This is a genomic window from Thalassospira xianhensis MCCC 1A02616, from assembly GCF_003326475.1.
GTDB classification, from domain to species: Bacteria; Pseudomonadota; Alphaproteobacteria; order Rhodospirillales; family Thalassospiraceae; genus Thalassospira; species Thalassospira xianhensis.
Window position 1 is genome coordinate 69,618 of record NZ_JPWA01000009.1, and the last position, 24,856, is coordinate 94,473.

Below are 24,856 nucleotides of genomic sequence, written 5' to 3' on the forward strand. Positions count from 1 at the left end.
TGTATACAAAACAAAAAACGACGAGCTCGGGCAATCCTGCCACCACCAAACAGGGAGACATGAAAAATGTTTCGACAGCTCAAAAAGGCCGCGACTTTTGCGGCTGCAGTTCTTGCAACCACAACACTGGTTTCGACCGCACAGGCCGCTGACTATCCAGAAAAAGCCATCACCCTTGTCGTGCCTTATGGCGCAGGTGGCGCATCGGATCTTGCCGGTCGTGCCCTGGCTGAAACCGCACGCAATTACACCAACGAACAGCCGGTCGTGGTTGTGAACAAAACCGGCAATGGTGGCATGAATGGTGCCCGTTACGTCACCGAACAGAAGCCGGATGGTTACACCCTGCTGCTGTCACGCGTTGGTATGGCACTGTATCCGGCCGTTTACACCGACAGCCCGGTTGCCTGGGATGATTACACCTTCCTTGGCATTCTTGAATCAACCCCGATGATCCTTGCAGTCAATGCAAACTCGGACATCAAAACCGTTGATGAGCTGCTTGCCAAAATCAAATCAAGCAATGGCGCGACCACCTATGCTGCATCCGGCCCCACCGCGATTGACGGCTTTACGGTTCAGGCCCTTCTGGCCGATGCCGATCTAGATCCGCTGTCTGCTTCCACCCTCGTGCCATACAAAGGCGGCAGCGCCCTTGCCGCAGCTCTTCTTGGCGGTCACGTCGACTTCCTGGCTATTGCGGCCGGTTCGCTGATGCCTCACATCGAAGCTGGCAAAATGCGTGCACTGATGGTTTACGCACCGAAACGCATGGATGCCCTTCCTGACGTTCCAACTGCCAAGGAACTTGGTTACAATCTTGCCGGACAGGTTGACGGCTGGAGCGGATTGTTCGCCCCGAAAGATCTGCCGGAAGACGTTGTTGCAAAATGGAAAGACATCCTTTCGAACGTTGCAACCAACGACCAGTGGCTTGATCTTGCCAAGAAACGCGGCTCTGTCTCAGTCGTTGGTGACCAGGACCCGGCTGCCTTCGTCAAAAGCCAGTACGAGCTCTATAACGGCATGGCCAAGAAATTCGGTTACATTCAGTAATCCGCACCCCTTAATTTTCTGAATGTGAGACGGAACCATGACTCCCAATCGCGATTTTTATACCGGACTGATTGCAACGGCATTCTTTGCCTTTGTCCTGTTCGTCCTGATCCCGATCTATGTGAAGGTTCCGTCTTTCATTCCCGGATTTGCCCCGCCACCTGATATGTGGCCACGTGTTATTACCGTGGTCGGGCTGGTTATGGGCATCCTTGCCATTCTTTTTGCCATTCCAAAGATGCGGGCGACCGCGAACGACCGTGTCATGTCAATTGGCGCAACAATGCACCGAAATCGTAAACTGATTGTGCGTTTTTCCGGAGTCCTGATCGGCTTTGCCGCATTCGCCTATGCGATGCCGGAAATCGGTTTTGTCCCCGCGACCATTCTGCTTCTGGCCTATCTTTTCCTGATGACCGGCAATTACAGCCGCAAAATCTGGATGATCGGACTGACAATCGTTTTTCCGATCCTGCTTTATCTTGTTTTCACCGAAGTCACCCACACGCCTTTCCCCGAAGGCCATCTGTTTTCGGCCATCACAGCCGATTTCGTGACCCTGATCTGATTTGAAAGCGCCCCTTCATGTGGAATGAACTGCTTTACGCCTTTGAAGCCGTCGCAACGCTGCCCAACTTCATTGCCATGGCGGCCGGGATCTGGGGTGGTGTGATCATCGGTGCCATACCGGGCATGACCGGTACGATGGCCGTGACCCTTGCCCTGCCATTCACCTTCTATCTGCCGCCGGTCACCAGCATCCTGCTTCTGGTTGCCCTTTACAAAGGGTCGACCTATGGCGGATCGATTTCGGCGATACTGATCAAAACACCGGGTACCGCGTCTGCGGCCTGTACCGTTCTTGATGGTTATCCACTTGCGCAGCAGGGCAAAGGTGGCAAGGCGTTGAACATGGCGCTGGTTTCAAGCTGCATTGGCGACTTTATTTCGAATATCTCGCTGTTCTTCCTGGCGATGCCGCTTGCGATGTTTGCACTTCGGGTCGGACCGCCGGAATATTTCATGCTGATGGCCTTTTCACTGACCATCGTTGCCAGCATTTCGGGCCGGTCACTTGTTCTTGGCATCATTTCTGCCTGTCTCGGCCTGCTTCTGGCAACCGTGGGAGAGGATATATATGGCTCGTTCCGCTTTGCGGTAACAGAAGACATGAAATCGGGCCTCGGTGTTGTACCGGTGCTGATCGGACTCTTTGCCTTGCCGGAACTGATCAAGATGATCGTCTTCCGGCCCGAGGACAACAATGCGGCCATGAAGCTTGGCGATAACCGCCTGACCATGGCTGAATTCCGTGGCAGCCTGAAATCGATCCTGCGGGGCAGTGTTATCGGTGTGATACTCGGCGCCATTCCCGGCATCGGACCATCGACTGCCGCCTTCTTTTCCTACAGCGAAGCCCGCCGGACATCGAAAAACGGTGACAAATTCGGAGAAGGCGAACTGGAAGGTGTTGCGGCATCCGAGTCTGCCAACAATGGCTGTTGCGGTGCAACCATGATCCCGCTTCTCGCACTCGGTGTTCCGGGTGACGTCATTACGGGTGTGATGCTGGGCGCATTTATGATCCATGGTCTGACGCCGGGTCCGCTGCTGTTCCAGAACAATATCGGTGAAGTCTATTCGCTGTTTATCGGCATCCTGTTCAGTTCGGTCTTCCTGTTTGTGGCGGGCAAACTGACGGCAGGTGCCTTCGCGAAAATTTCGCGAATTCCCCAGACGTTGCTTTTGCCGTGCATTCTGGTTCTGTGCGTGTTTGGCATCTATTCGATCGGCGCCAGCCCGTTTGATGTCAGCGTCCTTCTGGTCATGGGGGTTGTCGGCTTCGTTATGATGATCCTGAACATTCCGGCAGCGCCGTTCCTGATCGCCTTCATTCTGGGGCCGGTGTTCGAAGACAATATGCGCCGGTCACTAGCAATTTCGCGCGGCGATCTGGGCGTATTCTTCCATTCGTGGATTTCATGGGCGTTCTTTGCCCTGACCGTCCTGTTCATCGCCCTGACCATTCGCCGTGAATGGCAGAAATGGCGCGAAAAGTCCCGCAATACGGCGCAGTCGGCCTAATATTCCGAGAAACGAGAAGCGATAAAAATGAGCAAACCAAACATGTCCCGCCTGCATAATGCCATTGATCTGCTTGGCAAACTTGTGGCGTTCGACACCACCAGCAAGAACTCGAATCTCGGTCTGATCCATTTTGTGCGTGACTATCTTGCGCAATATGGCATCGAAAGCACACTGTTCCATGACGAAACGGGCGAGAAGGCAAACCTTCTGGCAACCATCGGTCCGAAGGATGTCCCTGGCATCGCGCTTTCGGGGCATACTGACGTGGTTCCCGCCCTTGAAAAAAGCTGGATCAGCCCGGCATTTGAATTGACCGAACGCGACGGCAAACTGTTTGGTCGCGGTTCTGCCGACATGAAAGGTTTTTCGGCCTGCGCACTTGCGATGGTTCCGGAACTGGTCAAACGCGATCTGGCGATCCCGTTCCATCTTTGCCTGTCCTATGACGAGGAAGTCGGTTGCCTTGGCGTGGGTTCGATGGTCGATCATCTGGCAAACCTTAAAACTCCGCCACGCCTTGCCGTGATTGGTGAACCGACCGAAATGAAGGTCATCAACGGGCAGAAAGGCAAGTTTTCAATGCGGGTATCGGTTACCGGTACAGCGGGGCATTCGTCCTTCGCGCCGCGTCACGTCAATGCCATCGAATATGCGGCACGTGCCATCGCAATGATTTCCGACCTTGCGCGCGAGTTCGAGGAAAACGGCCCGTTTGACAACGACTTCACGGTTCCTCACAGCACCATGCTGACCACCACCATCGGCGGTGGTACGGCAACCAACGTGACCCCGGATTTCTGTGAATTCACGTTTGAAATTCGCCATCTGCCGGAACATGACGCCAAGTCCGTTCTTGACGGTATCAAAGAAAAGATCATTTCGACCCTTGATGCCGAAATGAAAGCCAAGGAAGCCGAAACCGGGTTCGAGTGGGAAGAAATCTTTTCCTATCCCGGTATGGGCGATTGCACCGATGCAGAGGCGTTCGAGCTGGTTCGCAACATCGTCCCGGAAGTTTCGGGCAAGGTTTCTTATGGCTCCGAAGGCGGGATTTTCGAAAAGCAGGGTAACATCCCGTCCATCATCTGCGGCCCGGGCAGCATCAAACAAGCCCACAAGGCCAACGAATTCATCGAAATTTCGCAGATCGAGGAATGTCTCGAATTCCTCGAGAAGCTCAGTGATCAGGCTGTAGCGGCCTGATGCTCTCGCCGATGTACCGCCCTGAACGGTGCATGCGGATATTTATGCGATGCAAGGGAAAGATTGCACCCCTGACCCTTGATCACATCGCGATATTCGACAGGTGAGATCTCCCTCGGCTTCATCGGTCTCCCCCGGTGAAGCCATGCAAACTGCAAACTTGATGGCCGGTTCATCCCCCCAGGATACCGGCCATTTTTTCTTGGGCGAAACGCAAACGGGTCGATGCATCAGCACCGACCCTGAATTACATTTGCAATCAAGACATCAAAGCCAGTTACTGCTTTGTATTCCCGGTTGTGAAGCCGGATGTAAATTCACGCCAACTACCGTCCTCACCGACTTTCTGCGACCGTGCAAGTGCCGCCTTGCCAAGAGAACGAACTGGCAGGTTCTGATGCGCATGAAGCATGAAATCATGCCAAAGCTTGGCTGGCAGATCACCGCCGGAAACATCATCCATCGGGCTGCCGTTGTCGTTCCCCATCCAGACCCCTGCAACCAGTTCGGCGGTATAACCGATGAACCATGCATCACGTGAATCCGATGTCGTGCCGGTCTTGCCTGCAGCAGGACGATCAATGATCGCATTTCGTCCTGTGCCCTTGGCAACTACCGAAGACAGCATATTGTTCATCTCACCGGCATGCAGCGGGTTCATCAGACGCACAGGGAACTCATCACTGCGTTCAAACAGAACAACACCGCCCTGACCGACAATTTTGCGAATTGCGTGCGGAAAGACGGAAAAACCACCATTGGCAACGATTGCATAGGCACCCGTCAGATCAAGCATCGATACCTCGCTGGTACCAAGTGCCAGACTGGGTTCCCGTCCAAGCTCGGACGAAACGCCCATATCGTGGGCCTTTTTGATCACATTATCCAATCCGACTTCCATCGCGACCTGAACAGCAATCGAGTTGTTCGAGGTTGCCACCGCGTCACGGATTGACATCGTGCCATGATGCTTGCGATCAAAATTGCGCGGCTCCCAGCCATTGATCGAAATCGCCATATCTCGCATCCAGTCATTTGACCCGATGCCTTTATCCAGCGCCGCCAGATACACAAACAGTTTGAACACCGACCCGGGCTGGCGCCGGGCCTGGGTCACACGGTTATACTGGCTTTCGAAATAGTCGCGCCCACCAACCATTGCACGCACGGCTCCATCCGGCGTCATCGCCAGAAGTGCGGCCTGCCCGACATTTTTCTGCTGGGCAACCGGGCTTGCCAATGCCCGTTCAAGATTGAATTCGGCGATTTCCTGCAAACGGGAATCAAGCGTTGTGTGGATCGTCAGGTCCTGATCGACATAGCCGATATAATCACGGACGCGGTCAAGAACCCAGTCTGTGAAATACCGGACACCCGGCCCGCTTTTGCCCTGTCGCGTGGTGCGCACGGTACGCTGTTTGGCACGTTCTGCACGCGCGGCAGTGATCACACCGTTTGATGCCATAGCGTCAAGAACTACGTTGGCACGTTTTGCGGAATCTTCGGGATCAACCAGCGGGTTGTAACGGCTTGGCGCCTTTGGCAAGCCGGCCAGAACCGCAGCTTCATAAAGATTAAGCCGTCGCGGGTCTGTTCCGAAATAATGTCGGGATGCGGCATCAATCCCATACATCCCCGATCCGAAATAGATGCGGTTCAGATAAAGCGACAGGATCTGTTGCTTGGTAAATTTGAATTCCAGCCACAATGCAAGAAGCACTTCTTCGATCTTGCGCCCGAAATTGCGTTCGGGTGACAGGAACAGGTTTTTTGCAAGCTGCTGGGTGATTGTGCTGCCACCTTCGGCAATACGTCCTGATGTCAGATTGACCCAGCTGGCACGCAGGATGCCCAGAATGTCGATACCAAAGTGATCATAGAAGCGACGATCTTCAATGGATGCAAAAGCCAACCCGACATGGTCAGGCAGATCGGAAACTTCCACCGGGCTACCGTAACGATCACCATAAGACCCAAGGACGGCGCCATCCACACTGATCACACGGATGGATGGTTTACGTTCGCTGGCAACTTCGAAGCTTATCTTTTCCGGTAGTCCATAACCGTAATAGGCAACGATCCCGCCACCAATGACCAGTCCCCAAATGCCCATAATGACAATAAAACGCGCAATCGCCTCGGGTCCGGGTATCATCCCGCCGATTTTACTTAAAATACCCGACCCGCTTTTCTTGCCGCCACTACCGCCCGAACTGCTAACGCGTTTCTTGCGTTTGCGCGGCGTGGTAGCACCCTTGCGTACGGTCTGTTGTCTTTTGAATGGTCTTTGGGCCACTAAGCACCTTTGATATCATGGACGCCGGTTTTTGCCCGTGAACGCCTGATCTGTCAACGTATCTGCCAAACAGGCAGAAGACAGGCGAACAAGGCGTCAAACCGCGCCACTCAGCCATTTCGGCTGAAATTTATATGGTTATGCCCCAACGTCTGCGGGAGCCCCCGATCCCCCGGCTCTTCGGCGATTTTACTGCTGTTCATTCAACAAATCGTGTTTCCACATATCCGTCACGCCATCATTTTCACGTCGGCGTTGCGAGGCGGCACGAATCATCGAACGAATAGGCAAACCGTCATGCGCGTCCAGCATAAATAACCGCCATAGAGACGCAAGCTCTACATCGCCTCGGATCTGCGGAATTCGGCTATTATCATCATTTCCGGCCCAGACAACCGTTATCAGATCGGATGTAAAGCCGGTAAACCATGCATCAGATGCCCCGGTATCCTGCGTACCATAGCCGGCAAACGGTCGATCCAGACGAAGTTGCGGATCTGTCACGCTGGAAAACAGAGTATAGGCCCCCTGAATGGCTTCGTCAGTCAGACGTTTTTCAACGGTTTGTTCGACCCGCTGATAGACTAGTTCGCCAGTTCCGGCGAAAGCAACACGGTTGACCAGACTGAGTTGCACCGGTTTACCCGAGTTTTGTGGCAAGGCATGAATTGAAGCAATATCTGCCAAGGTCACCGGATCAAGCCCGACAACGGTTCGGATATCATTTGATAGCGGACTTTGAACCCCTATGGCGCGGGCATAATCCTTGACGTTCAGCAAGCCGAACTGATCGGCCAGATTGACGGGAACAGTATTAACGTCGCGAACGAATGCCTCGCGCAATGAAATCTGGCCACGATATTCATGATCCGGATTAACCGGACGCCAGCCCCCCACCGCCATGCGGTTGTCACGTACCCATTGGGCAGGATCGCTGTTTTCGTTCAGCGCGTAATAATACGGCACGATCTTGATCATCCGGCCGGGGAAATGGCGCACATCCCAGGCGCGGTTCGGGCGGAACGGGCTGTAACTCACCCCGCCAACAATCGCACGAATACGCCCGTCCGGGCTCATGGAAAGCATTGCAGCCTGTTCGACCCCCTTGGGCCTCAGACGCAGATTGGAAACTTCACGCACAACATCCTGTGCCAGACTCTGAATGGTCAGATCTATGCTGGTGATAACTTCGATATCGCGACTGGTATAGCCGATGCGCGCAGCGACTTCGTCCATGACCATGTCGACAACATAGCTTGAAACCACGCCATCCTTGTACTGAACATCCAGCTTCGGCTCCACCAGGGTAAGGGCGGATACGCGATCCAGTTCGATATATTTATAGCGCCCCATATTCAGAAGGATCTCGTTGGCCGCATTGGCCGCATCGCGGGGGTGGTATAAGGGATCAAACTTTTTCGGATCATTGATTGCTGCTGCCAGAACTGCGGCCTGATGCAATGTTATCCGCTCGGCAGGGCTTCCATACCAGATGCGTGATGCCGCGGTAATCCCGAATATGCCGCGGCCCATGTAACTGCGCTCAAGATAACTGCGCAGGATGGTTTTCTTGCTGAACTTGAATTCAAGCCAAAGCGCGACCAGAAGCTCCTGCAGATGACGGCCTGCACTGACCTCAGGGGTTTTAAAGAAGCTTCGCGCAACCCGCATCGTTATGGTCGATCCGGGGATATCGTTGCTTGTGAAAACACGCACGAAATCGCTGGCCGATACACCAAAGTGCCCATAAAAACCGGGATCAGTACCTGCGACGAACACATTCTGTATCCGTTCGGGAATGGTCGTCAGCGAGACGTCCTGACTATAGCGCCCCTGAACAATTTCAAGCGTCGCACCGTCAAAGCCCATGATCCGGACCTCGGGGCTTCTGATCATGTTGCGGCTGAAATCAAGATTGGACTGGATTGTCAGGACAATCGCCATCACGGCAGCAAAACCGGTCAACGCAAAAAAGCCGATCATCAGCATACGCCGACGACGACGGCGGCGCCTGATAATGCGCAGTTCACGTTCTGCAATTTCCTGCATCGCCGCATGGGCGGCGTTTGCACCGCCGCGTTGCGGTTCGTCCTGCTCTTCTTCTGCCACGCCCGGTTCCGCTTTTACCAACAGATTGACTATGCCAACGTACAGTAAAGCGCCAAGCTATTAAGAAAGTACTTCATCCAAATGCAAACAGGGCAGCCCGCCGGACTGCCCTGTACGAATTGCGGATTTTCTGAACCAACACATAAAACTGGAAACGCGACACATAAATTTGGAATCAGTCACTCCGAAAGTTTGGTCGCGTCGCGGTAAAAGGTAAAGTTCACTGCCTTGAGAACATTGACTGAGCAAAAAAATGGCCACATCCCACAAGGGACGTGACCAAGCTGAGTCGCGGGAGTTTTTGAGTTTGAGTGCTTCTGAAGTGTCTGAGTTAGGTGGTCTAGCGAATGTCTGATGAATGCCAGACATTCTTAATCGTTAGATAGCTTTCAAGGCCTTCTGTGCCGCCTTCGCGGCCATATCCACTGGACTTAATCCCTCCGAACGGTGTTTCGGGCAAGGAGGCTTCAAGCGTATTAACCGAGAAGTTCCCGACCTCAAGTTCGTCGATCAAGCGGTCAATATAATCGGCGCGATTGGTGAAAGCATAACCAGCTAGGCCATAGGGAACTGCATTTGCCTGTTTGATCGCGTCTTCAAGGTCCTTGACCGGGTTAATAACGGCGACCGGACCAAACGGTTCTTCTTGCATGATAAGCGCACTGTCAGGAACATGAGTTAGCACTGTAGGCTCAAAGAAATAGCCGCGTTTGCGAAGTCGGTTTCCCCCAGTACGCAGTTCTGCACCTTTTGATACAGCATCTGAAACCAACTCTGACAGGAAGGGAACCCTGCGGTCATTGGCGGTAGGCCCCATTTCCACTCCGACATCCGCACCATTCCCGACTACGGTTTCAGCAGCACGTTTGGTAAAGGTGGATGCGAATTCTTCAAAAATACTTTCATGCACAAAGAAGCGCGTTGGGGATGTGCAGACCTGACCGGTATTGCGCATCTTTCGAATGGCGCCACAGATGGCGGCCTTTTGCACATCAGTATCTTCACAAACGATTACCGGCGCATGGCCGCCCAGTTCCATAAGAACCCGTGTGTCACTTTGTGCCGCCAACCCGGTAAGGTGGCGCCCGACCGTTGTTGAACCGGTCAGGGCAACAAGCCGAACGGAAGGTTGCGGTATCAGAAATTCGGAAATCTCAGCCGGTCTGCCAAATACGAGATTCAGCACACCCGCAGGCAGGCCGGCTTCCTCAAAGCATTTTACAATGTGAATGGCGCCAGCTGGTGTTTCTTCGGCTGCTTTCAGAATAATCGAGCAACCCGATGCCAGCGCGCCTGCTATTTTACGCGCGGGTTGGCTCATGGGGAAGTTCCACGGTGAAAACGCGGCAACCACCCCGATCGGGTGATGGTGAACGGAAATTTTGCTGCCACTGGCCGCCGGAATAACGCGACCATAAACACGCATGGCTTCACCGGCATCCCATTCAAAGAATTCGGCGCCTCGGATGACTTCAAGGCGTGCCTGTGCTAGTGGTTTGCCATGTTCGGCAGTGATGGCTTGCGCGATTTCTTCCTGTCTTTCCCGCATCAATGCGGCGGCCCGCAGCAGGATATCAGCACGCTCGCGCGGGGCGGTCTTTCGCCAGATTTCGAACCCTTTTTCTGCGGCACGAAGCGCGTCTTTCAGGTCGGCTATCGATGCGCATGGAAGACGCCCCAGTTCCTCTTCGGTGGCAGGGTTCACAACAGAAATATCTTCCGCTGTTTTGCGCCATTCTCCACCAATGAAGAGTTTCAAATCTGGATACATGCTCATTCCGACCTCGTCGTTGAAAGTTGAATTGAGCAAATTTTCGTGTGGCGAGCGGCCAACGACAACTGAATTGACCAAATACTGATATCAGAAAGACGAATATCAGATTGCGCGCTGACTGGCAGTGATCTCGGCTGCGGCTGAGCGCAAGGCGGACAGGAATGCACTACCTGCCGGGGAAAGGCTTTGTTTGCCGCGATAGGAAACGCCAACCGGGCCCGCGCCAAATGGTGCAACCCAGTCAACACTAGCCAGAACACCGGTCTGGATATCAAGGGCTGCCACATGGGCTGGCATGATCCCGATGAAATTGTGGGTTCTTAAAAGCGATCTGTTTGCCAGATAGGAAACGGACTCAATTGCGGTTGGCGGTACATATTGATCCTGCCGGATAAAAAACTGATCGGTTTGTCTGCGCAAGGTGGTCTCGACAGGCGGCAAAATCCATCCAAATGGTTTGAGCTGATCAAACGAGACATTGGTCATTGCTGCCAGTGGATGCTGCATACCCGTCACGGCAAGAACGCGTTCGTCAAAGAACTTTTCCTGCGTAATGTTTTCCCGATAACGGTGGCTTGGCAGGCGTCCGACAACCATGTCGATTTCCCCCGACAAAAGACCGGGCATCAGAACCTCGTTTGTACCTTCGACGATCTTGATCGCAACATTCGGGCGAGCTTTTAAAAGTTCTTCGACAGCAATAGGCAACAATGTTGGTGATGCTGCCAGAAGTGTCCCGACAACAACGCGACCACTATTGCCCTCGTTCAGGTCATCAAGTTCCTGTGCTGCGTTCGACACTTGGGCAAAGATCAGTTTTCCATGACGTATGAGGGATTCGCCAAAGACAGTCGGAACGACCCCGCGATTGGTCCGCTCAAAAAGTTTGACCTCGAAGTCCAGTTCAAGATCCTGAATCATTTTCGTGGCTGCAGGTTGGGAAATGCTGAGATCGCGGGCAGCATTCTGGATGCTGCCATGCTGAGCAACCGCAATCAGAAGCCTGAGTTGCCGCAATTTCAACCGAGTTAATGCACGTTCGACAATGCGGGTGTGGCGTGTGGCCATTCAATTTCCTTAGATCGTAATTGGTGCGATCTCGCGTTCGATGGCCGAGATTACACTCATAGCAGCCAGAGCAGAACTTCGGGGATTGTCAGGTAAGGCACGTCCTTCGATCCGGAATGAAAACCGGCCAAATGAACCCGACGCATGGATTTCGTGGATATTGTCCGAAATTGACGGGTCCGCGACAAGTTTGACCTTCGTTGAATCAAATCCTGTTCCGGCAATGGCAACTGCAGCAGCAACATTTGCGTTTTTGGGATAGGTCATCGCAGCAATTCTTGCCGAGCCTTCGAAATGGGTGGCCGCAGTTTTCAACGTTTCAAGATCAATCTGTTTTTCAGCAGGCGAACCTCGCCAGCCATGCGGAGGTTTACGGCCAACATATGTGACATCGCCAAGACCACCAACTTTTGCTGCACGCAGGCAATCAAGCGCACCGATTGCACCACTGGCAAGATGCAGTTTCGCGCCACTGCTTTGGGCAGCCTGTAGCAAATTATCGGCAAGCACGGCATCGGCGAGTGCCCCAAGAGAAACCGTTATCAAATCGATGTCGCGCTTTAAGATCGAACAACCATGTTCTTCTAGGGCTGCGTGCCCCGCACAATCCACCATCAAGGTAATGTCATCAGGCAGTTCACTGACAGAATTGATATAGGTTGCACTGATTCGCGGACTGTCAGAAGCGTCGCTGATGCGGGTCAGAACAACATCCGGACCAAGCCCCCGTTCATTAAGTTTTGCAGCGACGTAGCGCCCAATAGCACCATCGCCAATAATGCCGATTTTCATAGATATCTCCTGCTTTTGAAGCAAGCGTATCGGAAATTTCGAGCATCTTGATATCAAAATATTGGATAGCTAGTTTCCGTCAAAACTGTTGGTTTTCTTTGGGTTTCGCCGCCTTAGTGCCGTCATGGATCAGCGCCTGCGCGCGGTTAAAACGACCTCTTTTCAGATCGGAAACCAACTCATGAAATATACCAAGAACGAAGCCAAGGCCTATGCACGTGAAACGATGCGTGGCATCTGGGCGGCTGCCCTTAATCCGTTCGCTGATAATCTGAGCATGGATGAGGCCGGCCTGCGTCGCAATATCCGGCACTGGATCGATGATCTTGATATTCGGGGACTGTTCATCGCCGGAAAGCAGGGCGAGTTCTGGTCAATGTCACTTGAAGAGCGCAAGCGCAACATGACGATTGCAGCAGAAGAATGCGGTGACAAGGCCGGAACCATCATGTCGATATCGGATCAGAATGTGAATACCGTTCTTGAACTGGGACGTCATGCGCAGGAATGCGGTGCAGATTTTGTTGTCGTGCATGCCCCAATGCTGAGCTTCTGCAATGACCGCGACGAGGTTCTTTACAACTACTACAAATATCTTTGTGACCGTCTCGATATCGGTATCGCAATGTGGAGCCATCCTGACAGCGGATATCTGATGGCGCCGGAGACCTGTGCACGGATTGCGGAATTGCCAAATATCATGGCGATCAAATATTCGGTTCCGCGAAAACTCTATGCGCGTTTGACACGCATGGTTGGCGACAAGATTCTTGTTTCCACATCTTCAGAAGACGAATGGCTGGACAATATCGAAGAACTTGGTTGGCAGCTTTATCTTTGCTCGTCACCTCCCTATTTGATGCAAACAAAGAATGACCGCCGGATGCATGAATATACCGAGCTGGCCTTTAACGGGAAGTTCGATCAAGCCCGTCGGGTAAGAGACAGTTTGCAGTCTGTCCGCGATGCAATCAGAAAAACCAAGCCGGGCGGCAAGCCGACCGCCCATGGAAAGTACTGGCAGGAACTTCTTGGTCAGGTTGGTGGCCGTGTACGCCATCCGATGCTCGAACTTACCGAAGCGGAAAAAGCTGCCACTAGTGCGGCGTTCGAGGATTCCGGTCTTCAGCTTTGAGCCATGTGATGACCGGGGAAATACTGGCAACTCTTGCCGCATTTGCATACGGACTGGCAGGTGTCTTCATCATCCAGGGAAAGGCGAAAGCACGGGGTGACAACGGTGTATTCCTGTCCATCCTGCTGACGTTTGGCATGTCGCTATGTCTATGGGTTGGTTGGGGTAAGGTCGCGGTTAGCGACATCATGGTGCCTGATCTCTTTCCCGCAATGGCCGCCTTTGCCGTTGCCGGGGTGCTTGCGAATGTTGTCGGACGGCAATCCATGTACCGCGCCACTGAAATGGTTGGTGCGGTACGCGCCGGAATTATGCGGCGAATGACGCCAATCTTTGCGATGCCCTGTGCGGTTGTGTTGCTTGGACAGTATCCCGATGCGCTTCACATTGCTGGCGCTCTGATTATCCTGATCGGGGTTGCGATCTATCTGGTGCAGCCCACCGGACAAAGCCTTGCTATTCCCAAAATCGGGCTGGTGGTCGGCGTCATGTCTGCCCTTGCTTATGCCCTTGCATATTGTTTCAGGGGGATCGGGCTTGTTTCCATACCGGATGCGGCATTAGGAGCAAGCGTCGGTGCACTATTTGCCGCGGTGATCCTGTTGATCTGGGCGTTAGGTGCCAAGGGTGCAAAGGCCGGTTGGGCTTACATCACCATTGATCGATCACGACAACACTGGCAAACGGCACTGGCATTAAGCGCCGGGCAACTGCTGCAATTCTTTGCACTTAAGACAGCCTCGGTCTTGTCAGTTGCCGTCTTGGGAACCCTCGAAGTACTGTTCTGCGCTGCCTTTGTATTAGTTATAACAAGGTGCGAAACCGTTGCGATCATAAGGCTCCTGATCGCTTCAATCGTGACGATGGGTGGCACAACACTGCTGTTTTTATCGCCATAACAGCTATCAGCAATACCGATATCCACTTTCCGCGAAACAAATATTCCTTTGCCTCAATTCCCCATAACCTTTCACGTGGAAAGTCGTTTTGCAAGACGAACATGTCGATCTACCGGGAGAAGATCATGACTGCACATCCAACACTGAAGCCCTTCAATTTCAAGAAATGGGTAGAAGAAAATGCTGACAAGCTGCGTCCGCCAGTAGGCAATCAGCTTCTTCACAAAGAAGGCAACATGATTGTCATGGTCGTTGGCGGACCCAACACCCGTGTGGACTTTCATGATGATCCTGTAGAGGAGTGGTTCTTCCAGCAGAAGGGCGACATGATGCTGAAGATTGCGGATGGAGGCAAAATCTATGATGTCACCGTTCGCGAAGGCGAAGTTTTCATGTTGCCACCCCATGTTCGTCATGCGCCGCAGCGCCCGCAGGAGGGTTCTGTTGGCATTGTCGTCGAAGCTCCCCGTCAGCCCGGCATGAAGGAGGGGTTTGAATGGTATTGCTTCAAGTGCGAGGGACTGGTTCACCGCGCGGAAGTTACGCTTGATGGACCCGAGGGCATCGTAACCGCCCTGCCAAAAATCTATGACGCTTTCCATAACAGCATCGAAGCGCGCACTTGTCCCAACTGCGGTGAAGTTCACCCTGGAAAAGGCAAGCCGCCAGAGGGTTGGGTTCAAATCCAATAACACACCGCTTATATCAGGGAGCCAATCAATGAAAAATATCTCCAGAACATTGGTCGGGGCAGCACTATTGGTTGCTTCTTCCATGCCTTCTTTTGCAAATGAATTTCGTTTGGGGTTGATCACGCCGCCACAACATATCTGGACGCAGGCCGCCCAGTCCTTTGCAACTGACCTGTCTGTATCAAGTGGGGGCAATCACAGTGTTACGGTGTTTCCGTCCCGTCAGTTGGGCGATGAAGCCGAAATGTTGCAGCAATTGCAAACCGGCGCGCTTGATATGGCGTTTATGACAATTGCCGAAGTATCAAACCGCGCACCTGATTTCGGCGCTTTTTATGCCCCGTATCTGGCAAGTGATATTGAGCATGCCGGTCGCATTCTGCGCAGCGAGAATGCAAAGTCGATGCTTGATCAGCTTCCCGAGAAAGTCGGGGTTGTCGGGGCCGGCTATGGCATGGGTGGCTTGCGACAGATCGTCAGCCGTGTTCCGGTCAATTCCGCCGACGATTTGGCGGGTTTGAAACTCAGAATCACACCGTTTGAGCCGATCCTTGATTTTTATAAGGCTGTCGGCGCAGCACCAACACCGATGCCGCTTCCAGCTGTCTATGATGCTTTGGCGAATGGTCAGGTAGATGCCATCGATATGGACGCGGAACTGATATGGGCGCTGAAATTCTACGATCATGCAGACACAATTGTAGAGTCGAACCACATGATGTTCCCGATGGTTGGACTGATCTCCGCGCGAGTCTGGCTGAGTTTGTCAGAAGAAGATCGGATATTGATCCATGATTTAATGGCCAAACATCTCGAGGGTACAATCGATACCTACGTCCAGAAAGAACAGGATTGGCTAGATAATATCGAAAAAACGGGACACAAGATTGTCAAAGTGGATGAGACTTTCTTCACCGATGCAATCGGTACCTGGAACAAGACGTGGTCTGAGCGTTCTTCATCTCTCAAATACCTGCGTGAAGTTGCAAAAGCGACTGCACAATAATTACCAAAGCCAAAGGGCGCGCGTATGCGCGCCCTAAAAGCCAGAGTATATTCAATCATGATCGGAAACCTATCTGCGCGCGTGGCACGTGTCGAAATGACGTTGGCAGTCATGCTGGCGGTTTCAATTACAGTGCTGATCCTTCTTAATGTAGTCACACGCAGTGCAGGTGCTGCTCTTTACTGGGTTGATGAGCTTGCAATCTATGCAATGGCCTGGATGACCTTTCTAAGCGCGTCTGCTGCCCTGCATTTCGGTCATACCGTTGCTGTGACGATTTTGACTGATCTCTTACCACCGATTATTCGCCACATTGCCGCAAAGCTTGTCGATTTGATCGTTTTTGCATTTGCACTGGCTATGTTCTGGTTTTGCTGGCGCTGGTTTTCACCATTGGAACTGGCACGTCATGGCTTTGATTTCAAAGCTTTTCAGGGTGCTACCTTCAACTTTATCTATGCCGAGCCGACCACGACGCTTGGTATTAAGAAATACTGGGTTTGGATGGTGATGTGGGCGTTTTCAATCGGAGCAACACTGCACAGTTTCACGAACCTGATTGGTCAAAACCCGGCCGATAAGAAGGAAGAGTCATGACACCGCTGATCTTTGCTTTCAAGCTGCTGATCGCTGTTCCGGTTGCACTGGTTCTGGCCCTGACCGCCATCTGGTACATTTGGGAAAGCGGTAATACGGTTCTGTACGACAGCTTTGCTCAGAAAATGTTCGCAGGGCTTGAAAACTATGGCCTTCTGGCAATACCGCTCTTCATGCTGACCGGGGAAATGATGAACGAAGGCGGAATGACCCGCCGGTTGATCAATGCTGCGCGTGTTTTTGTCGGCGGGTTCCGTGGCGGTCTGGCTTATATCAATCTTCTTGCAAACATGTTCATGGCAGCCATCATTGGTTCTGCGACTGCCCAAATCGCGGTGATGGCACGGGCAATGAACCCCGAGATGGAAAAGGAAGGGTACGACAAAGGGTTTGCGGCGGCGACAACCGCAGCAGGCGGGCTTTTGGCACCGGTCATTCCCCCATCAATGATGTTTGTCATTTATGGTGTTCTGGCACAAATCCCCATCGGAGAAATGTTTTTGGCCGGTGTATTACCGGGTATTTTGCTGGCTGGATCGTTCGCTGCTGTCATATTCCTTGTCGGACTGGTGACAGGCTTCCCAAAAGGCGAATGGTTTACCCGGGATGAAGCGTTATCTGCTCTTTTGCATTGTTTGCCTGCTGCATTAATCCCGATTGCAATCGTTGGCGGCATTGTTTTTGGAATAGCGACACCAACCGAAAGTGCGGCGATCGCATCGCTCATCGCGTTTTTGATCGGTTGGCTTGTTTATGGTGAACTCAAACCATCAGCCTTCATCGACATGTTCAGGCGCACTGCAGTCAACTCATCAATGATCATTTTCATGATCGCTGCCGCGAATGTGTTTGGGTGGGTAATTATCTATGAAGCTCTCCCCCAGAAGCTGGCAGCATTAATCACCTCGGTGACGAGCGATCCTCTGTTATTCCTTCTGATCGTCAATTTGGTGCTGCTGTTTGTGGGAATGGTGATTGACGGAATTGCAGCCATAATCCTGATTTCGCCAATTTTGCTACCAATCGCCATGAATGATTTCAATATCAGCCCCTACCAGTTCGGGGTGGTCATGTGCCTTAATCTTACACTTGGACTTTTGACACCACCCGTGGGGGTAGGACTTTATATCGCGTCATCCATGAGCGGCGTTTCAGCAGGGCGCATTTTGAAATCCCTTTGGCCGTTCTTGCTGGCTGTTACCATCATTCTGGTGTTGCTCAGCGCGTTCCCATGGATTTCTAATTTCCTGACTGAGTAGTTCTGGCGATCACAACGTATCTACCATCTCCGAGAATAGGTCGAGATACTCCCGAAAATAACAAAGAAAGCCGGAGGCAATACCTCCGGCTTTCTAACATTACACGTCACAAGTTCTAATTTTATGCGTCAATTCACATTTGATGCCAGTTATACGTCGAGATTGGCAACTTTAAGCGCATTGGACTGAATAAAATCGCGACGCGGCTCAACGACATCACCCATCAGGGTAGAGAAGACTTCTTCTGCCTCGTCCGCGTGATCAACACGCACCTGAAGGAGCGAACGGACATTCGGGTCAAGGGTGGTTTCCCAAAGCTGATCCGGGTTCATTTCACCCAGACCTTTATAGCGCTGGATCGAAATACCTCGACGGCCATATTCCATCACCGCATTGACCAGATCGACCGGGCCACTGATTTTCCAGACCTTGTCCTTCGCACCAAACTCGGCACCATTTTCGAACAGCTCGCGCAACTCACCAAGCAGGCCGGCAATCGCACGGCTTTCGGCTGAACGCAGAATATTGCCGTCGATAACATAGCGTTCCTCAACCCCACGCAGCATACGCCACATGACGATCTCATCCTGGGATGCTTCGCCCTTCCAGCCGCGATCAAAATCTTCCGACAGAAGATCAAGACGACCGGCAAGCGTATTGGCCGCTTCCTGACGTTTGGCATCATCATCAAGCAATGCCGGGTTCAAGGCACCCGCCAAGACAGCCTGCTCGAGAACCGAGATAGGCAGTTTCAGCGAAAGCGGCTCAAGCAACCCCTTGGCCTTGCGCGCCAGTTCGACAATGCGGACCAGATCCGGGCCAGCAACCTGAACACCACCGCTGAGCGTCAGCAACGCATCTTCGGTCCCCTGCGCGGTCAGGTATTGTTCCATCTCGCGATCATCTTTGAGGTACTGGACCGAGTTACCGCGTTTGGCGCGATAAAGCGGCGGTTGTGCGATATAGAGATATCCGCGTTCAACCAGTTCCGGCATCTGACGGTAGAAGAAGGTCAGAAGCAGGGTTCGGATATGCGCACCATCGACGTCGGCGTCAGTCATGATGATGATTTTGTGGTAACGCGTTTTTTCAATATTGAAATCGTCGCGACCGATCCCGGTGCCAAGGGCGGTAATCAGTGTGCCGATTTCCTGACTTGAAAGCATTTTATCAAAACGCGCACGCTCAACGTTCAGGATTTTACCCCGCAATGGCAGGATTGCCTGGAAACCTCGTTCACGGCCCTGTTTGGCCGATCCACCTGCGGAATCACCCTCCACGATGAACAGTTCGGCTTTGGACGCATCGCGTTCCTGACAATCGGCAAGCTTGCCGGGCAGGGACGAGATATCAAGCGCGCCTTTACGACGGGTCAGTTCACGAGCCTTACGCGCCGCTTCGCGTGCCGATGCGGCCTCGACGACTTTGGTGACGATTTTACGTGCATCCTGCGGGTGCTCTTCCAGCCACTGCTGAAGCCTGTCGTTCACGATGTTTTCGACAACCGGACGGACTTCGGACGAAACCAGCTTATCCTTGGTCTGGGACGAGAATTTCGGATCCGGTACCTTGACCGAAATCACACAGGTCAGACCTTCACGGGCATCGTCACCCGAAAGACTGACCTTTTCCTTCTTCACAATCCCGCTTTCCTGCGCATAGGAGTTGATCTGACGGGTCAGGGCCGCACGGAAACCGGCCATGTGGGTTCCGCCATCACGCTGCGGAATGTTGTTGGTAAAGCACAGCGTGGTTTCGTGATAGCTGTCATTCCACTGCAGGGAAACTTCAACGGTAATACCGTCTTTTTCACCCACAATGGCAATCGGTTCTTCGATCTGCGGTGCCTTGTTACGGTCGAGATATTCGACAAAGGCACGAATACCGCCCTCATAATGCAGCTTGGTTTCAACCGGCTCACCATGGCGTTCGTCACGCAGCGTCAGAATCACGCCAGAGTTCAGGAAGGCCAATTCGCGCAGACGATGTTCAAGCGTCGGCAGGTTGAACTCGGTCATCGTGAAAATTTCGGCATCCGGATAGAAGGTAACTTCGGTCCCGGTGAGCGGCTTGCCCTCTGCTGTCATTGGCGCATCACCGACAATCTCCAGGGGCTTGATCGCATCGCCCCCGGAAAATTCCATGTAATGTTCCTTGCCGTTGCGCCAGATGCGCAGTTTCAGCAAAGTCGACAGGGCGTTCACGACCGACACACCCACGCCATGCAGACCGCCAGAAACCTTATAGGAGTTCTGGTCAAACTTACCACCGGCATGCAGCTGGGTCATGATGACCTCGGCTGCAGAAACGCCTTCTTCCTTGTGCAGATCGGTCGGGATGCCACGGCCGTTATCGCGGATCGTTGCCGACCCATCACCGTTCAGCTGCACCCAGACGGTATCGCAATACCCGCCCAGTGCCTCGTCAATCGCGTTATCGACGACTTCATAGATCATATGATGCAGGCCGCTGCCATCATCGGTATCGCCGATATACATGCCCGGGCGTTTACGCACCGCTTCAAGGCCCTTGAGAACCTTGATCGATTCTGCACCGTAATCCTGCGCCTGCTGTTCGGCGGTTTTCGGAGCTTCTGTTTCGTTGGTCATAGCGTCACAACCTCGGCATTCACGGAGTGGTTTCAGCGGTAAGTGTGGCATCTTCCACGCGGAAGAATTGCGCACGTCCGTCCAAACCTTCAAACAGCGCCCGGTCCGTGCCTGTCATCCAGGCCTGGACGCCAAGCGCCACGATTTCATCAAACAGGTAGCGGCGACGTTCTGCATCCAGATGCGCCACAACCTCGTCAAGCAACAGCAATGGGCCTGCACCGCGTGCCTTGGTTTGCAAGCGGGTATTGGCCATTATCATCGATAGCAGCAGGGCCTTTTGTTCGCCCGTCGAACACTGATCTGCCGACTGGTTTTTGGCATCATGCCATACCAGCAAATCACTGCGTTGCGGTCCGACGGAAGCCCCGCCATAGGTGGCATCGCGTGAGCGTCCATCGCGCAATGCCGCCCGCATCCTGTCTTCAACCTCAATCGCCGGTAGCTGTTCCAGCCAGTTTTCAAGATCCCCAGCAAGCGCAAGTCTCGCTGCCGGAAACGGTCCAACAACCATTGTTCCGGCGCGGCCAAGCTTTGCCAGCAACTCAGCACGTGCAACCGCTACGGCAATTCCGTGGCGAACCATCGAATCCTCGATCGAGGCCAGCCACTTGTCGTCCCCTTTGCCTTCTTTCAAAAGCTTGGCCCGGCTGCGCAGGCTGTGCTCATAGGCCGCTACCCGGCTGCTATGTTCGGGATCAAGGCCGTAAACCAGCCGATCCAGAAAACGGCGGCGCGCCGAAGGGCCATCCAGAAACAGACGATCCATTTGCGGCGTCAGCCAAACCGCGGCACAAACCCGCCCCAGTGACGCCTGCCCACGCTGGTTTTCACCATCAATACGCACAGCCCGTTTTTCGCGCCCCTGCGCAAGAGCCGCAGGATCAAGGCCGGATCCGACTTGATAATCACCATCCGGCGTGGTCAGCTGTGCCGATACAGCCCATGCCCTTACGTTATCCTCTTCTTCACCGGGGACCCTGCGCGATATCTCGCCCAGCTTGGCCCGTCTTAAGCCGCTTCCCGGCGACAGAAGCGACACCGCTTCAAGCAGGTTGGTTTTTCCGGCCCCGTTCGGGCCGGTCAAAACCACGGGTGCCGCGTCAAGCGACAGGCGCAGACTTTCGTAGCACCGAAAATCACCCAGCTGTATACGGGAAACGGCAAGACGGTTCGTCATGGACGTACCGTCTTGGGGTGGAAGATTATGGGCAAGAACAGCCACAGCAAAAGTGCGCTAACCGTCAGACGCGCATCGGCATCAGAACATACAATGCCGAAAGATCATCGGTATCACGCAAAATGGTTGGTGATGACCCGTCTGACATCAAAAGGTTCAGGGTGTCACCCTTTACCTGCTTGGCAATATCGAGCAAATAACGCGAATTGAAACCGATTTCGATGTCGTCGGCATCATAATTGATTTCGAGTTCCTCGGATGCGGTTCCGTGTTCCGGGCTCGACGCGGAAAGGGTCAGGGTATTCCCCGACATGACGACTTTGACCGCACGCGATTTTTCGATCGAAATTGCGGAAACGCGATCAACAGCATCGGCAAAGGCTTTGCACTCGATATCGAGCGTCTTGTCATTGCCAGACGGAATAACACGCTCGTAATCCGGGAAGGTGCCGTCAATCAGCTTGGAGGTCAGCACTGCCTTGCCAAAACCAAAGCGAATTTTGGTGTCGGACATGGCGATATCGACCGCTTCGCCGGTTTCCTCGATCAGCTTGCGCAATTCGCCAACGGTTTTGCGTGGCACAATAACGCCCGGCATGTTTTCAGCCCCATCAGGAAGCGGTGCTTCGACGCGTGCCAGACGATGGCCATCGGTTGCAACCGCGCGCAGGATTTTGGTTCCTTCGGCGTCGGTCGCATGGAAATAGATACCATTCAGATAGTAACGGGTTTCTTCGGTCGAAATCGCAAATTCGGCACGATCAATCAGACCGCGAAGCTCGGCCGCAGCAAGGCCAAAGCTGACCGGAAGATCGCCGCCAGACATTACCGGGAAATCATCAACCGGAAGAACGGCCAGATTGAATTTCGAACGACCTGCCGACAGGGTAAGACGCCCTGCACCCGGCTCCAGCGCGATTTGTACCTGAGAGCCTTCCGGCAGTTTGCGGACAATCTCGTAAAGGGTATGGGCGGGGGTGGTGGTTGCACCGGCTTCACTGACTTCTGCAGTGGTGGTTTCAATCACCTCCAGATCCATATCCGTTGCAGTCAAAGACAGCTGATCATTCTCTGCCCGCAGCAAAATATTGGACAGTATCGGAATGGTATTGCGCCGTTCGACCACACTTTGAACATGGGTCAAAGATTTCAACAGAGCCGCGCGTTCAATGGTCAGCTTCATGCCCGTCCTATCCGTCTGTCAGTATTGGTTTAACAAATTGATTTATAATCGGTTTTGTCGCTTTTACCCCACCCTTTCGGACAAGGCAGGCGCATTATAACATGCATGTCAGGAAATCGAAGGATTTTTACGACTGAAACCCAAGCAAACAAAACGAGTCGTTGTATATTTTCCCACCCAATGCGCGCAAAAGGCGGAACCCCGCGCGGTGCCTGATTTTCAGCCCATTGCTCACTGCAAAAATCCGACCGAAATCAGAACGGGTCACCGCCCCTAGACCGTGACCCGCACCTTATTTTCAAGCCGTAATCAGCCTTCAAGCATACGACGCAGCAGGTCGATGTCCTCGGACAGCGACGGATCGCTTACATGCAGTTCTTCGATCTTGCGAACCGCATGCATGACGGTCGTGTGATCACGACCACCGAATTTGCGCCCAATTTCCGGCAGGGAATGCGTCGTCAATTGCTTGGACAGATACATCGCGACCTGACGCGGGCGGGCAACTGCCCGGGCGCGACGGGCGGAATGCATGTCCGAGACCTTGATATTGAAATGCTCAGCAACTTTTTTCTGGATTTCCTCAATCGAAACCCGGCGTTCGGATGCGCGCAGGACATCGTGCAGCACGTCCTGAACCATCTCGAGACTGATTTCACGCCCGACGAGCTGCGCATGGGCAATGACGCGGTTCAGCGCACCTTCAAGTTCACGCACGTTCGCGGTGATCTTGTGGGCCAGAAACTCCATCACGCGCTGCGGCAATTCGATATTCTGACGCTCTGCCTTCGATTCGAGAATACCCAAACGCAGTTCATAGGTCGTGGCATGAATATCGGCAACAAGGCCGGAGCCAAGACGCGAACGCAGGCGTTCCTCGATATCCTCAAGGTCAGAGGGTGACTTGTCAGCCGACACAATGATCTGACGGCCCTGATCCACCAGCGCGTTGAAGGTGTGGAAGAATTCTTCCTGGGTCGAGTCCTTGCCCGAAATGAACTGAACGTCATCGACCATCAGCACATCAACGGACCGGAACTGATCCTTGAAATCGACGGTGTTTTTGTCACGCAGGGCCCGGATAAACCGATACATGAATTTTTCAGCCGACAGGTAAATCACCGTGCGATGCGGCTGGGTGCGACGAATGTGCCACGCAATTGCATGCATAAGGTGGGTTTTACCAAGACCGACACCGCCATAAAGGAACAGCGGGTTGAAAGGCACCGATTCGGCCTCTGCCAAACGGCGTGCTGCCGCATAGGCAAATTCATTCGGCTTGCCGATCACGAAATTGTCGAAGGTATAACGGGGATCAAGGGCGGCCGATATGCCGTCATCGGACATAGTGCCAATTGCCTTGCGACCGCCGGAAACCAGACCTTTAGCATTGCCTGCATAGGATGGGCTGGAACCTTCTGCGCCAGTCGCCTCGTTTACGACCTTGTCCAGTCGCGCGACATCGCCGCTGATGCGACCATGCGCGTTGCCATTGCCAGACTGGGGGCCTGAGTTCGAAGCAGAGGAAGAAGGCGTACCTTTCTGACCGTTACCATTTGCCGGTTGAACAACAACGATCTCGACAAAATGGATGTTCTCGTCCTCGGAATGCCAGAAGGACTGAATACGATCCAGATAGTGCTGGGTCACCCAGTCACGCATTGCACGCGTTGGCGCACCAAGACGTGCAACTCCGGCTTCGACAGCGATCAATGCGACGGGATCAAGCCAATAGCGATAAGCAGTCGCGCCAAACTCCGACCGAAGTTTTTCGCGGACAACCTGCCATGTCGCTTTCGCGTGATCGTCTAGCGCCGCCTGCTGGTCACCCGGAATCCCCCCGTTGGACTCCCCGAGTGCCGATTGCGTTCCCCTAACGGCGTGCTGCACTGTTAGAACCTTTCCCCGCT

The 24,856-nt window shown here is 53.4% G+C and carries 19 protein-coding genes; 10 read left to right on the forward strand and 9 right to left on the reverse strand.

Annotated elements, in window-relative coordinates:
• Positions 1-66: 66 nt before the first annotated feature.
• From TH5_RS09480 to argE, 4 genes are read left to right on the forward strand one after another with little or no spacing between them, the layout of a single operon-like run.
• Positions 67-1,056 carry a Bug family tripartite tricarboxylate transporter substrate binding protein gene (locus tag TH5_RS09480; protein WP_114121659.1) on the forward strand — a complete coding sequence of 330 codons (990 nt, stop codon included), beginning with the start codon at positions 67-69 and terminating at the stop codon, positions 1,054-1,056.
• A 37-nt stretch (positions 1,057-1,093) separates the two neighbouring features.
• Complete coding sequence (locus TH5_RS09485) at positions 1,094-1,624, forward strand: tripartite tricarboxylate transporter TctB family protein (protein ID WP_114121660.1); 531 nt, start codon at positions 1,094-1,096, stop codon at positions 1,622-1,624.
• 17 nt (positions 1,625-1,641) lie between these two features.
• Positions 1,642-3,141, forward strand: coding sequence for a tripartite tricarboxylate transporter permease (locus TH5_RS09490; protein ID WP_114121661.1), 1,500 nt, complete (start codon positions 1,642-1,644; stop codon positions 3,139-3,141).
• Positions 3,142-3,168: 27 nt separating this feature from the next.
• The gene (argE, locus tag TH5_RS09495; protein ID WP_114121662.1) at positions 3,169-4,347 is read left to right on the forward strand and encodes an acetylornithine deacetylase; all 1,179 of its coding nucleotides are present in this window, start codon (positions 3,169-3,171) and stop codon (positions 4,345-4,347) included.
• Positions 4,348-4,624: 277 nt separating this feature from the next.
• Here the strand turns inward: argE and TH5_RS09500 are convergent, their stop codons facing one another.
• The 5 genes from TH5_RS09500 to TH5_RS09520 form a co-directional block, all read right to left on the reverse strand.
• On the reverse strand, positions 4,625-6,643 hold the full coding sequence (locus TH5_RS09500) for a transglycosylase domain-containing protein (protein ID WP_114121663.1): 2,019 nt from the start codon (positions 6,641-6,643) through the stop codon (positions 4,625-4,627).
• A gap of 189 nt (positions 6,644-6,832) precedes the next feature.
• A complete protein-coding gene (locus tag TH5_RS09505; RefSeq protein ID WP_114121718.1) occupies positions 6,833-8,752 on the reverse strand; it encodes a transglycosylase domain-containing protein in 1,920 nt (639 codons plus the stop codon).
• 340 nt (positions 8,753-9,092) lie between these two features.
• The gene (locus TH5_RS09510; RefSeq protein WP_114121664.1) at positions 9,093-10,529 is read right to left on the reverse strand and encodes an NAD-dependent succinate-semialdehyde dehydrogenase; all 1,437 of its coding nucleotides are present in this window, start codon (positions 10,527-10,529) and stop codon (positions 9,093-9,095) included.
• A gap of 99 nt (positions 10,530-10,628) precedes the next feature.
• A complete protein-coding gene (locus tag TH5_RS09515) occupies positions 10,629-11,594 on the reverse strand; it encodes a LysR substrate-binding domain-containing protein (protein ID WP_114121665.1) in 966 nt (321 codons plus the stop codon).
• A 9-nt stretch (positions 11,595-11,603) separates the two neighbouring features.
• A complete protein-coding gene (locus tag TH5_RS09520; protein ID WP_114121666.1) occupies positions 11,604-12,386 on the reverse strand; it encodes an aspartate dehydrogenase in 783 nt (260 codons plus the stop codon).
• Positions 12,387-12,567: 181 nt separating this feature from the next.
• On the opposite strand from TH5_RS09520, the gene TH5_RS09525 reads away from it, so the two are divergent.
• The 6 genes from TH5_RS09525 (at position 12,568) to TH5_RS09550 (ending at position 17,974) form a co-directional block, all read left to right on the forward strand.
• Positions 12,568-13,521, forward strand: a complete 954-nt coding sequence (locus TH5_RS09525) for a dihydrodipicolinate synthase family protein (protein ID WP_114121719.1) — start codon at positions 12,568-12,570, stop codon at positions 13,519-13,521.
• Positions 13,522-13,529: 8 nt separating this feature from the next.
• Positions 13,530-14,420, forward strand: a complete 891-nt coding sequence (locus TH5_RS09530; RefSeq protein WP_114121667.1) for an EamA family transporter — start codon at positions 13,530-13,532, stop codon at positions 14,418-14,420.
• A 101-nt stretch (positions 14,421-14,521) separates the two neighbouring features.
• Positions 14,522-15,112, forward strand: a complete 591-nt coding sequence (locus tag TH5_RS09535) for a 3-hydroxyanthranilate 3,4-dioxygenase (RefSeq protein ID WP_208638429.1) — start codon at positions 14,522-14,524, stop codon at positions 15,110-15,112.
• Positions 15,113-15,140: 28 nt separating this feature from the next.
• Positions 15,141-16,118 (forward strand): TRAP transporter substrate-binding protein, encoded by a 978-nt coding sequence (locus tag TH5_RS09540; protein ID WP_114121668.1) that lies wholly within the window; start codon positions 15,141-15,143, stop codon positions 16,116-16,118.
• Positions 16,119-16,142: 24 nt separating this feature from the next.
• Positions 16,143-16,715, forward strand: coding sequence for a TRAP transporter small permease (locus TH5_RS09545; protein ID WP_208638430.1), 573 nt, complete (start codon positions 16,143-16,145; stop codon positions 16,713-16,715).
• Entirely contained in the window at positions 16,712-17,974 is a 1,263-nt protein-coding gene (locus tag TH5_RS09550) for a TRAP transporter large permease (protein WP_114121670.1), read from the forward strand. The genes TH5_RS09545 and TH5_RS09550 overlap by 4 nt, the downstream gene beginning before the upstream one ends.
• A 149-nt stretch (positions 17,975-18,123) precedes the next feature.
• Here the strand turns inward: TH5_RS09550 and gyrB are convergent, their stop codons facing one another.
• The 4 genes from gyrB to dnaA all read right to left on the reverse strand — a co-directional run bounded on the left by gyrB (position 18,124) and on the right by dnaA (position 24,836).
• Entirely contained in the window at positions 18,124-20,583 is a 2,460-nt protein-coding gene (gyrB, locus tag TH5_RS09555) for a DNA topoisomerase (ATP-hydrolyzing) subunit B (protein WP_114121671.1), read from the reverse strand.
• 19 nt (positions 20,584-20,602) lie between these two features.
• Entirely contained in the window at positions 20,603-21,763 is a 1,161-nt protein-coding gene (recF, locus tag TH5_RS09560) for a DNA replication/repair protein RecF (protein ID WP_114121672.1), read from the reverse strand.
• A gap of 64 nt (positions 21,764-21,827) precedes the next feature.
• The gene (gene dnaN, locus TH5_RS09565; protein WP_114121673.1) at positions 21,828-22,946 is read right to left on the reverse strand and encodes a DNA polymerase III subunit beta; all 1,119 of its coding nucleotides are present in this window, start codon (positions 22,944-22,946) and stop codon (positions 21,828-21,830) included.
• Positions 22,947-23,255: 309 nt separating this feature from the next.
• Positions 23,256-24,836, reverse strand: coding sequence for a chromosomal replication initiator protein DnaA (dnaA, locus tag TH5_RS09570; protein ID WP_114121674.1), 1,581 nt, complete (start codon positions 24,834-24,836; stop codon positions 23,256-23,258).
• Positions 24,837-24,856: the final 20 nt, after the last annotated feature.